We start from the raw sequence: 12,511 nt of genomic DNA, 5'->3' as shown, positions 1-12,511 counted from the left end.
AAAAAGCGCAATTAACATGGTTGCGCTTTTTTATTTATTTAAAACACAGATGTGTCATAACTTCTGCCTTGAAGGAATGAGTTTATTTCTGCATCGGCACCATTAACGTCTTCGTTGTTACTTGAATTTAATATTGAACTTTCAACATATAGCTCATATATCTCACATTCAGGTTTTAAGTACACTTGTTTTTCATCAATGATTAAATCTTCTTTTTTTAACATGGTTCTAAAGTTATTATATTATTAATATTTTTCTTTATAATAACTCTTTTGTAATATAAATAGTCCATTATGATTTGCTTTAATTTTATATTTGTACTAGGAGTTGTAGAATGAAAAAGGACCGTTATCCCTGCAATGCCGGGAAACAGTCCTTTTCCTACTACAACATAAATATTATTATCCCATTTTACCTGTCAGGTATGCACGAGTACGTTCATCATTAGGATTGGTAAACATCTTCTGTGTTTCATCGTATTCAATCAGTTCGCCAAGGAACATGAACATTGAGCGGTCTGATATACGTTTAGCCTGCGACATATTGTGTGTCACGATAAGGATAGTCACTTCCTTCTTCAGTTCGATAAGAAGCTCCTCGATGTGTTTTGTAGCGATAGGGTCAAGAGCAGAAGTAGGCTCGTCCATAAGCAGAATGTCCGGTTGCAATGCCAGTGAACGTGCGATGCACAGACGTTGCTGCTGACCTCCCGAAAGGAAAGTACCACGTTTTGTGAGTGAGTCTTTCACTTCGTCCCAAAGCATTACGTTGCGGAGGTTGCGTTCCACTATCTCGTCTTTCTTGCTCTTAGGAAGTTTTATACCGTTAAGTATATATCCTGCAAGTACGTTATCGTAGATGTTCATTGTAGGGAACGGATTAGGACGCTGGAACACCATACCGATGCGGCGGCGTTCTTCCGTAGGGTCCATTTCGAGAACGTTTTCTCCGTTAAGCAATATCTTGCCTGTAACGTTGATATTCTTGTAAAGCTCGTGCATACGGTTTACTGCACGCAGCAATGTACTCTTACCGCAGCCTGAAGGTCCCATGATGGCTGTGATAGTATTTTTCTCAACATCGGCACTTACATTCTTTACTGCAAGTATATTTCCTGTATATGATATTGATACGTTCTGTATTTGAAGGATAGGATCTTTTATATTTTCCATTTCTTTGCAATTCTTTTAGCTAATAAGTTTAAACATAATACGAAGGTGAGCAGGAATAACGATGCTCCCCAAATGAGGCTTTGGAGGTTAGGGTCGTTGAAGAATTCCCAGATAAGCAATGGTACTGCCGACATCGGGCGTGCCATATTCCAGCTTATTGCTGCGCCTCCAAGTGCTGTAAACATGAGTGGTGCTGTTTCGCCGACCACACGCGAGATGGCAAGCAGGATACCTGTGAATATACTTCCGAATGCCGATGGAACCATGACCTGAAGCATTACTCTCCAGTAGCTTCCCCCAAGTGCAAGACCTGCTTCCTTGAGTGTTTCCGGAAGAATTTTCATTGTCTCTTCTGTGGAACGGATGATGAGTGGAAGCATCATTATGAACAGTGCCACACTTCCGGCGAAAGCCGAATATCCTTTCATCGGAACGACTACCCAGATGTATGTGATGATACCGATGATGATGGACGGTGTTCCCTGAAGAAGGTCGGTAAGGTAACTTACTATTGTAGCGAACCAGTTTCCTCTGTACTCAGAAAGGCAGATACCGCAGAATATTCCTACAGGAATGGCTACTATCGCGGCAAGGAACAGCATAAGGAAAGTTCCCACTATACCGTTGGCTATACCTCCCGGTATTGTTTCGCCTGCTTCCATTGCCTGCATTGCCTTATAAGCGTTCGGTGTGGCTTCTGTGATAAATGACCATCCCAACTGTTCCCAACCTTTTATGAACACTTCTCCGAGGATGGCAAGCAACGGTATCGCTGTCAGACCGGAAAGTATGCATACGGTCCAGAACAGGAGTCCGTTCTTGAATTTTCGTATCTGTAGTTTATTGTCTTTTACTATCATATTCTTCTGATTGATGAATTGTTATACGTGCTGGGCGCGGCGTATCAATATCTTTCCTATCATGTTTATTATTGCCGTAATGAGGAACAGCAGCAGTCCGATTGCGATAAGTGATGAAAGTTTCAATCCGTCAGCTTCACCAAACTGGTTGGCAATGATACTTGCCATGGTGTTTCCTGTAGTTCTCAGTGTCTCAGGCATCTGGTTTGTGTTACCGATAAGCATTGTCACTGTCATAGTTTCACCCAATGCACGTCCGATAGCGAGGATATATGCCGAGAAGATACCTGAACCTGCCATAGGGAATATAACGCGGCGGATTACTTCGGCACGGGTTGCCCCCATAGCGTATGCTCCTTCTTTCAGATCAGAAGGAACCATCTTTATGAATTCGGCACTAAGCGATGCTGCGTATGGCACAATCATGATGGCAAGTACGAAAGCTGCTGTCAGAATTCCGGAACCTTGCGGAGAAAGGTTAAGGTGCATAAATACATGGCGAAGAGCATAGAATCCCCACAAACCATATATGATAGACGGGATACCTGCAAGCAAATCTACTACGGTACTCAGTATGGTTGCTATTTTCTTTCCTTTGAAATATTCGCCGGTAAATAGTGCTACAGGAAGCGAGAATGGAATACACATGAGCAGTGCAAGAAGTGTGGTGAGAAGTGTACCTGTTATGAACGGCAGCGCACCGTATTTCTCTTTTCCGGCTGTAGTTACCCAATCATCAGAGAAAATGAAATTCCAGAAACCGAATTCCTTGAATGCTCCTGAAGCATCATTCACCAAAGAGAATACAATCCCAACACCGATAACCGGTATTATTATTGCCGATATTATGAGTAATGCCCTGAATATCTTGTCTTGCATGTTGATTTGTTTTTTAGTTAGGCTTTAATAAGTTTACAAAGTTGGCATGGCATATTGCCTTGCCAACTTTTTTGTCAAAACTTAATTATTTTATTTTAGGATAGCCTGTCCGTCGAAAGTAACTTCTTTCAAGTTCTGGAGGCTCTTTTCGATTGCGCTCTGTGGCAGTGGAGCGTAGTGTACAGTTTCAGTAGTTTTCTGAACATCAGCACTCAACATGTACTGAAGCATGTCAAGAGTAGCTTTAGCCTGTTCGATAGTACGGTCTGAATAGTTCTGTTCTTTGTAGATAATCAACCAAGTGAAACAACTGATAGGATATGCACCTGCAGCGTCAGCATTTGTGATTGAGCAGCGAGTGTCTTGTGGTATTTCGCCTGCAGCAGCCGCAGAGATACTTTCTGTAGATGGAGTAACCAGTTCGCCACGTACATTCATAACGCTTGCGTATGGTATTTTCTGTGCGAAAGCATATTCAGAACCGATATAACCGATTGAGTATGGAGTCTGACGGATGATACCTGCTACACCCGGGTTACCTTTAGCAGCCTGACCAACTTTGAAATCAACTGTCTTACCGCAACCGAAGTTGTTTTTCCAGTCTTCGCTTACTTTGCTCAAATAGTCTGTGAATACGAAAGTTGTACCACTACCGTCTGAACGATATGCCGGGATGATATCCTTTTCAGGAAGTTTTGTATCAGGATTCAATTTCTGAAGACGTTCGTCATTCCATTTTGTAATTTTTCCTGCGAAGATGTCAGCTATTACATCACCTGAAAGGTTCAAGGCTGTAACTTCAGGAAGGTTGTATGCCAATACCACGGCACCCATACAAGTCGGGATGTGTACAACTGGTTTCATTTCGCTCATTTCCTTGTCTGAAAGGAAAGCGTCGCTACCGGCGAAATCAACGATACCGTCTTTAAGGTTACGGACACCGCCGCCACTGCCGATACCACCGTATGATACTTTATTGTTGCCTGTTGTTCCGTAAGAGTCAAATGACATAGTGTAGAAAGGAAGTGGGAATGTTGCTCCGGCACCTGTAAGTTCTACTCCGTTTGATTTCTGTCCGCCGCAAGAAGAAACTATTGCTGCAAACACACCTGCAATGAGTGATAAATAAATCTTTTTCATACCTTAAAAATTAATATTCTGTTGTTTTATAGTTGTTTAATTATTGTTCGGACACTGTCCGAATATTTCTTATTAGAGAGCGAATGAAGCGTTTAAGTATGCGTATGTAAGGTTCTTCGTTCCGTCTGCCTTAGGTGCCCATATTCTGAAGTTAGGAGATAGCTTTACATATTTGCCCAACTTGAATTCTACACCAGCCATACCGGCCATTCCGTCTTTAGCGCTGTCCCATGAGTCTTTTGATGTGAGATAGTCCCAGCGTCCGTATATGTTGATTTTCTTTGTAAGGTTTATTGTTGTGTAAACAGAAGCACCACTCTTGTCGTTGCCATTGGCAAACTTGGTGTTCTTCATCCAGTTGTATTCTGCTCCAAGAGAGAATGCAGAGTTTTTATATCCTGCAAAGAATGCGAGGTTTGTAGTTCCTTTTACATCGTCTTTGTTCTGTGCTGCATCTTTTATGCTCTGTCCGGCTTCGTTGTATGAACCGTATGCACGTACCATAAATCCTTTTACCGGAGTGAGTGTCAAGCCGGCACCGTACTGGAGACCGTCGTCCACCTGTACTTTTTTGTAGCCTTCACCATTTGCTACTATTACGTCGGCAGAAAAAATATCGCAAAATTTGTATGCTGCAGATACAGCGAGGTCGGCGCTGCTACCGAATTTATATTCATCCTGGAATGATTTCATAACGTAGCGTTTGCCCCAGAAATCTTCCTGAGTCTTGAACTGTGTGGTGTTTATCAAACCTCCGTTCAATGTCAGTCCTTCGTGTTTCCATGAAACCATTGCGTTTTTGATAAAGCCTACTCTCTGTATGTCATCAACGTCGTCTGACTGGTCGAAGTCCATAACCGCCTTTATCAAGAGATTGTGAGGTAATTTATACTGGTAGCCAATGTAGGCTCTGTCCAAATTAAAACCTCTGTCGTTGTTCACAGTTCCGAATCCTGAATGCAAATCAGAATAGATAGTAATGATTGCACTTCCTTTTTTCTCTTCTTTCTTTTCCTTTGCAAATGTCAGTGTTGGTATTGCAAGTGTCAACATCACACTTAGTAAAATCTTTCTCATGTTTATAGCTTGCTTAATTTTCACGACGCAAAAATGACTGTTTGATGTTACAAACATGTTACAATTGCTTAACATTAATATTAATCTGGTTTTATCTTCTGAATGTATATATCTAATAATTAGTTTATTAAACACAAATGTAGCATATGTTACAAAAATGTTACATGAAATATGGCTTTATTTCTAATATGTATATAATGAGAGAAGGGCAAATATCCATAGAATAATTGGTGATTTTACCAATATAGGATATTTGCCCTTTTTATCGGAATGTATATTTGCAAACATTTTTAAAACAGTTTGCAAACATCGTTCAATACTACTTTATAATGAACTTGTAGTTTCCCTCAAGTTTCTTTTGTGTGTCAATTAATACGATACGGTATATCTGCTTTCCCCATACGTTTGAGAGTCGTGTATCAGGAAGTTCTATAGTCTCAAGCGTAGCCTTGAAGTTTGTAGGATATTCCAGGGTGGCATGTTCGTCGCCCACTTTTATACTTATTTCACCGGCTTTGCTTATATCAATATCTCCCCAAACGAGGAAGTTCACCTGATTGGCAGCCTTGGTTTCTTTCAGTGAGAACTTGTCGGTTATCACAAGACGTTTGTTTTCTAATTTATATGAACGAATCCAGCTGTTTACCGCTGCTTCTTCAGGGTATGCTGTAGAAATATCGGCAGAGAAGAAACGCTGTTTTTCCTTGCATACTACATTTGTTGCCTTGTATTCCTGTCCGAAGCGTTGTGGAACACCGTTTATCATAGGCAGATTATGGTAGTTGCTCTGCATAGTCCAGATGGAGTATCTCTCGCTACTGAATGTCTGTCGTGTGTATGTTCCTACTCCTGCATCTATTAGCATAGGAGTATTATTGATGTAGAGTGAGAATGTTCCTGCATCGTTATGATTATGGCTCTCGTTGTTGAAACCTCCCTTTGTGGCAAGGAACCATCCTGAGTTGTTTGTCAGATAGCAGAATTCCGTTTCCGGATACCATGTACATGCAGGAACGTTATGTGCAGGTTTAGTCTGCTCCAGTTCCTTATTCAGTAATACACATTGTAATGTACGGAAAGCATCATTGCCAAGAGGAATTGTAGGACGTTTGCCCTTGAGCAGATATGCTGCGAACTGCATCATCTCTTCGCTGCCTACTGCACGTCCGTATCGGTAAATCAATGGAGTATCGCCGCCACCTTTTGCCGAAGCGTCAGCAAAGTTTACTACCCAACCGTCGCCAACGTACGAACGGCTGATATATTCTCCCATACGGCGTATCATAGGATTATTGAACAGGGATACTTTTCCGTTAGTTCCGTCAGAAAGAATTTGGAGATAGTCGTACATCTTTCCCGCAGCATGTCCCCAGTATGAAGTGCCTTCCTCGCATGCGCCGTCTGATTTCACGAAATTGATGAATTTATCAACAGACTGCATTGTACGCCATACCGCATCGGTAAGTTTGTCGCGGTCATTTTCAAGAAGGAGATAGCACTGAAGTACATTAGAGTTACACCAAGGATTCCAGTTGTTTATGATTTCTCCAGGTTTCCAGTAGAAAGCCATCCACCATTCGCGGTCGTTTTCCATGTAAGGGTCAAGAATACGTTCCTGAAGCTCATGGCGCATACGAAGTGATATAACAGGATCAGCCTTGTCGAATGTATCGTGGAAGAAATAATATACCCATGCCAGCATAGAACCGTAGTTACCGGAACCAAGGTCAATGATTTGCTCGCGCCAGTCAGGCATTGAGCGTTTGGTGCTTTGTCTTGGCAGGTGTGCCGACAGAACCCATGAAGTCATTTCGCAGCTGAAGAATACACCGTTTATAAGTTGGTCGATAAAACGTCCTTTTCCTTCGGCAAGTTCGGCCATCATAAGTACGTTTATGGCTTTGCGGTTTGCTTCGTATGGATTCTGCATAATGTTTCTTTCGCCGCTACGTTCGTATTCCAGATAGTCTGTAGCGCGGATTACCTGCCATTTGTAGTCAAGCATCTTCTCTCCGGCGTTGATAAGAGTTTGTCTGTCTTCGTCATTAAGCAGAGAGTTCCAGCCTTCACGGTCGGAGTATGCCGGATATGGTACCCAGGCACCGTTCATTACCAAAGCTTCCTTTAGCTGTTCTTTGGTTACAGAGTTTTGCAGCAGATTTCTTTCGGTATATGCAAACATAGCTGTCGTGAATAGCAACATACAGCATATAGTCCACATACGAAGTAAAGAGTGATTCTTCATTGTTGATAAAATTAATTAGATTATAGTATTTGATGCAAAGATAACAAATTAGGGTATAAATAAAAATAAAGACTGCAGAAACGGATGCTTCTGCAGTCTTTAAATGAGGTAGATAATGTTTTTTATTTTGCTATTATAAGATAATAGTTTTTCTTTCCACGCTGTACGAGAAGATATTTACCGTCAAGCAGATCTTCGCTTGTGATAGTCTGATCGAATGCAGTAAGTTTCTCTTTGTTCAAAGAAACGCCACCGCCCTGTACCATCTTTCTCATTTCGCCTTTTGAAGGGAAGATGTTTGTCTTTTCAGCAAACAGGTCAACAGCCTTTATTCCGGCTTCGATATCTGATTTGGCAACTTCGAACTGTGGAACACCTTCGAATACAGAAAGAAGAGTATCTTCGTCAAGTTTCTTCAGAGCTTCTGAAGTTGCATTGCCGAACAGGATTCCTGATGCTTCGACTGAAGCGTTGTAGTCTTCCTCAGAGTGAACCATGATAGTAACTTCCTTGGCAAGACGTTTCTGAAGAACGCGCAAGTGAGGAGCTGCCTCATGTTCAGCTATCAGGCTGTCGATTTCTTCTTTTGATATTGAAGTGAAAATCTTGATATATTTCTTAGCGTCTTCATCGCTAACGTTGAGCCAGAACTGATAGAATTTATATGGAGATGTATATCGAGGATCCAACCATATATTTCCTGATTCTGTCTTACCGAACTTACCACCGTCGGCTTTTGTTATAAGCGGACATGTAAGTGCGTAAACCTCACCACCGTTTGTACGGCGAATCAGTTCGGCACCTGTGGTGATGTTACCCCACTGGTCGGAACCGCCCAACTGAAGTTTACAGTTCTTGGTTTCATACAGATGCAGGAAGTCATATCCTTGCAACAACTGATAAGTAAATTCAGTGAATGAAAGTCCGTCGCGTGCCTCCCCGTTAAGACGTTTCTGTACAGAATCTTTTGCCATCATGTAGTTTACGGTGATGTGCTTTCCTACTGTACGTGCGAAGTCGAGGAATGAGAAGTCTTTCATCCAGTCATAGTTGTTTACCAGTTCTGCCTTGTTTGGGGCGTCCGATTCGAAATCGAGGAATTTGCCCAACTGCTTCTTGATACACTCCTGATTATGGCGCAATGTCTCTTCATCCAGCAGGTTACGTTCCTGTGATTTTCCGGATGGGTCGCCAATCATACCTGTAGCACCACCTACTAGAGCCAACGGCTTGTGGCCGCAACGCTGGAAATGTCTTAACATCATAACGCCGCATAAGTGACCGATGTGCAAAGAGTCTGCAGTAGGGTCAATACCGAGGTAAGCTGTTACCATTTCTTTTTCAAGTAGTTCTTCTGTGCCTGGCATCATGGTGTGTACCATTCCGCGCCATCTTAATTCTTCTACAAAGTTCATCGAATGAAATTCTTAGTTTAACATATAAAATTTTTGGTTTAACTTCGTTTACCGTTAGTTGTTGATGGCAAAATTACGACACTTTATCTGAATAACCAATTTTTATCTATTAAAAAAGAGACGTTTAGCATTTTCTGATGCGATGTCCTGTATTTTATCGCTCGGAATGTCAAGCGTTTCTGCTGCATTTCTGATTATTTCTGTGATGTTTCCTGTGTACTCGTCAGTTTCAAACAGAAGTTTGTCAAGAGGTATTATTTTTATCGATTCGGCGTTGTATAACTTTCCGAAAGACAGGTAGAATCCGTTGCTTGTATATTGTAATGCCTGCTCCGGTTTTCCACGGAAACCATGTATAATCCAAGGCTGTTTTGGCCTTATGGATTTTCGGAGTCTTATTATTTCGTTAGATGTCTTTACGGAGTGTATTATGAGGGGGAGTTTTAGTTCTTCCGATAAGGTTATACAGTTGCAGAAAGCTTCATTCTGAATATTCATATCTGTATTGCACAGTTTGTCTGTTCCGCATTCGCCTATTGCAATTACGCGCTTGTCGTTGATAGCAGTATGTTTTATCCATTCTGTCTGTTGCTCTATATCGTCTGCGGTGACATACCACGGATGGATACCTATCGAAATCTGTTTTGCCGATATGAAATCTACGGTATCCTTGTCTTTCATGCAAAAACTGTTTATTTTATATTCATGCATGGAAGAGACATTGTGTGAATGGATATCTATAATCATGATAGTTGGATATAATATTAGGGTACCGGATCATATCCTGAACCACCCCACGGATGGCATCGCAAGATTCTTCTTATTGTGAGGTACAAACCTTTTACAGGACCGTGCTTTTTCAGAGCTTCGATGGCATATTGTGAGCATGTTGGGGTGAACCTGCATGACGGAGGTGTGAATGGCGATATGCAATTTCTGTAGAAATAGACCGGAATCAGGAGTATGTATGTCAATATAAGTTTGATGGTTTTCATCTTTCAGACAAGCTTCTCGGCAGTGAGTTGTAGCAGTTTTATTACTTTGCTTTCTATTTCAGACGAGTCGTACAGCTCATTTCCAAGCCAGATGAAGGCTATTGCGGCTTTCTTGTTTTCCTTTTCCAGAAAGTCTTTCAGTATAAATTTGTTTTTCCTGTATGCCTCTCTTATCTGCCTCTTGACACGGTTTCTTTTTACGGCTCTTTTGAATTTCTTTTTCGGGACACTTATCAGAAGTGAAATTGTGGGAAGCGATTCTTCCTCTACAGGCATATAGACTATTCTGAGCGGGAATGCGGGCAGAGACTTGCTTCCGCCTGAAAACAGCTTTTCTATGATTATCTTGCTGTTCAGTCTCTCTTCCTTCTGTAATGTGAATATTTTCTTCTCGCTCATTAATCTTTATTTTATAGTTAAAAAACAAATCGGGAGTTCCGCACCGCAAAGTTAAAAACTTTCCCGATACAAAACTCCCGATTATGGGTGATATTTGTTCTTTTATTACTTATTATGTTCGCGAATGAAAGAATCAAGTGCAGCAGGCATTGATGGAGCTGTTGCAGATGGAGCTTCAAGATCCAGACGCAATCCTGCATCTTTCACAGCTTTGGCTGTTGTAGGTCCGAAGCATCCTATAGCGATATCTTTCTGTTCGAAGTCAGGGAAGTTCTTCATTAACGACTGTATTCCCGCAGGGCTGAAGAATACCAGCATGTCGTAATCGAAGCTTTCTTCAGGTGTGAAGTCATTGCTTACTGTACGATACATAACAGCTTCAGTGTGCTGTATCTTATGCTTGTCGAGCAAATCTTTTACCTCATCGTTGTGAACATCCGACATAGGGATAAAATACTTCTCTGTATTGTGTTTGATGATTGTAGGAAGCAAGTCTGCAAACTTTCCGCTTGGTCCGAAGAATACTTTGCGTTTTCTGTACTGTACATATTTCTGTATGTAGAGTGCTATAGCTTCTGATGTACAGAAATACTTCATTGTTTCCGGTATCGTAACACGCAAATCCACACAAAGATTAAAGAAGTGGTCTATTGCATGGCGTGATGTGAACACGATAGCTGTATGGTCCAAGATAGAAACTTTCTGCTGTCTGAATTCCTTTGCAGTCAGGCTCTCTACTTTTATAAACGGGCGAAAATCTATCTTCACTCCGTATTTCTCAGCAATGTCAAAATAAGGAGACTTCTCTGTTGTCGGTTTTGGCTGAGAAACAAGAACTTTCTTTATCTTCAATGCTTTAAATTTTTAATATCAATATGCTGTTAATTAATTCTATACCTTTCCACAGAAACAGGTCGGGTATTATTTCGAGGGTGCAAAAGTACAAAATTAAATGTAAAACGCCATGAAAACCTCTGAAAAAGTACCTAAAACACTTGTAAAATAACAATATTTTACTTATAAAGATGATAATTAGTATGATTTTCGCGGAAAAATGAAATTCCGAGTCAAGAAATACGATGTAAAGCGCAGTGATAAAAAGTATAAATCCCAGTGCGGCAATTATGTTAAAAACGGCTTCAATCCATAATTTGTTTTTCTCTTTTTCGAAGAAAACCCAGTTTATGAAAGAATATATAAACCATTTGATTATCAGATATGATATTAATACTCCTATGTATATTCCCAACATTACAGTATGCTTTGTCTTGAAAAAGAAATCAGGATCGGAGTATGAATAGTAATGATAAATAAGCAAGCCTCCCATTATACATGACACACCACACAGCAGTACAGTAGGAATGTTGGATGTGGAGTTGTAGCTGTCGTCGAATATATTGGTCCTTTCTGATGAAGTGGAAAAGCAGTTGCGTAATATTCTGATAATTCCTTTTTTCTCGTTTTGAAGGGCTATGACAATGAGGAGAAGACCTGACACTATGGCAAGCATGACGTTACTGTCCGAAACCAATTTGTAAGGCATTGCCTCACCTTGCATACCGCTGTCTGGCGGTACTGAGATTTCTTCGGTTTCAGGTTTTACGCATACACTGTCGTTGAATAATTTCCACTCATTCATATCTGCTATCTGTATAAATGCTTATATAGCCGCAAATTTACGAAATTCTTTGTTCCATATCGGTATTGTATATAATAAATCTACTGCCTCTTCCGGAGTATTTGCCACTTCCCACAGTTTTACATGTTCCGGTCTCATAAAGTTTTCTTCAATGGCTTTTTCAAGCATATTGAGTAGGGGGGTGAAATATCCGTTTATGTTCAGAACTACTATAGGCTTGAGATACAGCCCAAGCTGCTTCCATGTGATTATTTCCAGCAGTTCCTCCAGTGTGCCGCATCCTCCCGGTAGTGTGATTACTGCATCACTCATTTCGGCCATGAGGCTTTTTCTTTCGTGCATTGTCTCGGTTTCAACGGTCTGTGTCAGTCCTGTATGGTTCCAGCCTTGCTCTACCATGAAGTGTGGAATAACTCCTGTCACTTTTCCTCCTGCTTCAAGAGCTGAATCCGATACGGCTGCCATTAGTCCCTGACATCCGGCTCCGTTTATTACATTTATACCTTTTTCTGCCAGCAGTTTACCTAATTGTCTTGCTGCTTCGAAGTAAGCCTCGTCTATCTTTGTGCTTGATGCGCAATAAACGCATACTGATTTTATATTTTCCAAGTCTTTAATTTTAGTTGTTAGTTTTTAGTTGTTAGAAGATAACAGCGAATGACATTGTAACCTGTCAATACAAAAAAATGA

At 41.0% G+C, this 12,511-nt stretch carries 14 protein-coding genes; all 14 read right to left on the bottom strand.

Annotated elements, in window-relative coordinates; genetic code table 11:
• Window positions 1-38 precede the first annotated feature (38 nt).
• Window positions 39-224, bottom strand: a complete 186-nt coding sequence (locus H6A61_RS04710) for a hypothetical protein (protein ID WP_204391490.1) — start codon at window positions 222-224, stop codon at window positions 39-41.
• Window positions 225-401: 177 nt separating this feature from the next.
• Entirely contained in the window at window positions 402-1,172 is a 771-nt protein-coding gene (gene pstB, locus H6A61_RS04705; protein WP_154044990.1) for a phosphate ABC transporter ATP-binding protein PstB, read from the bottom strand.
• Window positions 1,160-2,032: a phosphate ABC transporter permease PstA gene (pstA, locus tag H6A61_RS04700; protein ID WP_154044991.1), complete on the bottom strand. Its 873-nt coding sequence runs from the start codon at window positions 2,030-2,032 to the stop codon at window positions 1,160-1,162. The genes pstB and pstA overlap by 13 nt, the downstream gene beginning before the upstream one ends.
• Window positions 2,033-2,053: 21 nt before the next feature.
• Window positions 2,054-2,911: a phosphate ABC transporter permease subunit PstC gene (gene pstC / locus H6A61_RS04695; protein ID WP_204391488.1), complete on the bottom strand. Its 858-nt coding sequence runs from the start codon at window positions 2,909-2,911 to the stop codon at window positions 2,054-2,056.
• 90 nt (window positions 2,912-3,001) lie between these two features.
• Window positions 3,002-4,051, bottom strand: a complete 1,050-nt coding sequence (gene pstS / locus H6A61_RS04690; RefSeq protein ID WP_154044993.1) for a phosphate ABC transporter substrate-binding protein PstS — start codon at window positions 4,049-4,051, stop codon at window positions 3,002-3,004.
• A gap of 72 nt (window positions 4,052-4,123) precedes the next feature.
• Window positions 4,124-5,128, bottom strand: a complete 1,005-nt coding sequence (locus H6A61_RS04685; protein ID WP_204391486.1) for a hypothetical protein — start codon at window positions 5,126-5,128, stop codon at window positions 4,124-4,126.
• A 319-nt stretch (window positions 5,129-5,447) separates the two neighbouring features.
• Window positions 5,448-7,349 carry a heparinase II/III family protein gene (locus H6A61_RS04680; protein WP_239469111.1) on the bottom strand — a complete coding sequence of 634 codons (1,902 nt, stop codon included), beginning with the start codon at window positions 7,347-7,349 and terminating at the stop codon, window positions 5,448-5,450.
• A gap of 146 nt (window positions 7,350-7,495) precedes the next feature.
• Entirely contained in the window at window positions 7,496-8,788 is a 1,293-nt protein-coding gene (tyrS, locus tag H6A61_RS04675) for a tyrosine--tRNA ligase (RefSeq protein WP_204391482.1), read from the bottom strand.
• 102 nt (window positions 8,789-8,890) lie between these two features.
• Complete coding sequence (locus H6A61_RS04670) at window positions 8,891-9,469, bottom strand: TatD family hydrolase (RefSeq protein WP_204391480.1); 579 nt, start codon at window positions 9,467-9,469, stop codon at window positions 8,891-8,893.
• Between the two features lie 83 nt (window positions 9,470-9,552).
• On the bottom strand, window positions 9,553-9,774 hold the full coding sequence (gene yidD / locus H6A61_RS04665; RefSeq protein ID WP_154045011.1) for a membrane protein insertion efficiency factor YidD: 222 nt from the start codon (window positions 9,772-9,774) through the stop codon (window positions 9,553-9,555).
• A 12-nt stretch (window positions 9,775-9,786) separates the two neighbouring features.
• On the bottom strand, window positions 9,787-10,182 hold the full coding sequence (gene rnpA / locus H6A61_RS04660; protein ID WP_154044998.1) for a ribonuclease P protein component: 396 nt from the start codon (window positions 10,180-10,182) through the stop codon (window positions 9,787-9,789).
• Window positions 10,183-10,287: 105 nt separating this feature from the next.
• The gene (locus H6A61_RS04655) at window positions 10,288-11,034 is read right to left on the bottom strand and encodes a uroporphyrinogen-III synthase (protein WP_154044999.1); all 747 of its coding nucleotides are present in this window, start codon (window positions 11,032-11,034) and stop codon (window positions 10,288-10,290) included.
• A 4-nt stretch (window positions 11,035-11,038) separates the two neighbouring features.
• Entirely contained in the window at window positions 11,039-11,821 is a 783-nt protein-coding gene (locus tag H6A61_RS04650; protein ID WP_154045000.1) for a DUF4271 domain-containing protein, read from the bottom strand.
• Between the two features lie 21 nt (window positions 11,822-11,842).
• Complete coding sequence (locus H6A61_RS04645) at window positions 11,843-12,430, bottom strand: TIGR00730 family Rossman fold protein (protein ID WP_154045001.1); 588 nt, start codon at window positions 12,428-12,430, stop codon at window positions 11,843-11,845.
• Window positions 12,431-12,511: the final 81 nt, after the last annotated feature.

This window comes from Bacteroides caecigallinarum (assembly GCF_016901995.1).
In the GTDB taxonomy this organism is placed as follows: Bacteria; Bacteroidota; Bacteroidia; order Bacteroidales; family Bacteroidaceae; genus Phocaeicola; species Phocaeicola cellulolyticus.
Note: the sequence above shows the minus strand (reverse complement) of the source record. Positions and strands in the feature narration are given on the sequence as shown.

What these genes read in the sequence shown, in the direction of transcription:
- H6A61_RS04710 (WP_204391490.1), bottom strand. Translation starts at nt 224, where the DNA reads ATGTTAAAAAAAGAAGATTTAATCATTGATGAAAAACAAGTGTACTTA.
- pstB (WP_154044990.1), bottom strand. Translation starts at nt 1,172, where the DNA reads ATGGAAAATATAAAAGATCCTATCCTTCAAATACAGAACGTATCAATA.
- pstA (WP_154044991.1), bottom strand. Translation starts at nt 2,032, where the DNA reads ATGATAGTAAAAGACAATAAACTACAGATACGAAAATTCAAGAACGGA.
- pstC (WP_204391488.1), bottom strand. Translation starts at nt 2,911, where the DNA reads ATGCAAGACAAGATATTCAGGGCATTACTCATAATATCGGCAATAATA.
- pstS (WP_154044993.1), bottom strand. Translation starts at nt 4,051, where the DNA reads ATGAAAAAGATTTATTTATCACTCATTGCAGGTGTGTTTGCAGCAATA.
- H6A61_RS04685 (WP_204391486.1), bottom strand. Translation starts at nt 5,128, where the DNA reads ATGAGAAAGATTTTACTAAGTGTGATGTTGACACTTGCAATACCAACA.
- H6A61_RS04680 (WP_239469111.1), bottom strand. Translation starts at nt 7,349, where the DNA reads ATGTGGACTATATGCTGTATGTTGCTATTCACGACAGCTATGTTTGCA.
- tyrS (WP_204391482.1), bottom strand. Translation starts at nt 8,788, where the DNA reads ATGAACTTTGTAGAAGAATTAAGATGGCGCGGAATGGTACACACCATG.
- H6A61_RS04670 (WP_204391480.1), bottom strand. Translation starts at nt 9,469, where the DNA reads ATGAAAGACAAGGATACCGTAGATTTCATATCGGCAAAACAGATTTCG.
- rnpA (WP_154044998.1), bottom strand. Translation starts at nt 10,182, where the DNA reads ATGAGCGAGAAGAAAATATTCACATTACAGAAGGAAGAGAGACTGAAC.
- H6A61_RS04650 (WP_154045000.1), bottom strand. Translation starts at nt 11,821, where the DNA reads ATGAATGAGTGGAAATTATTCAACGACAGTGTATGCGTAAAACCTGAA.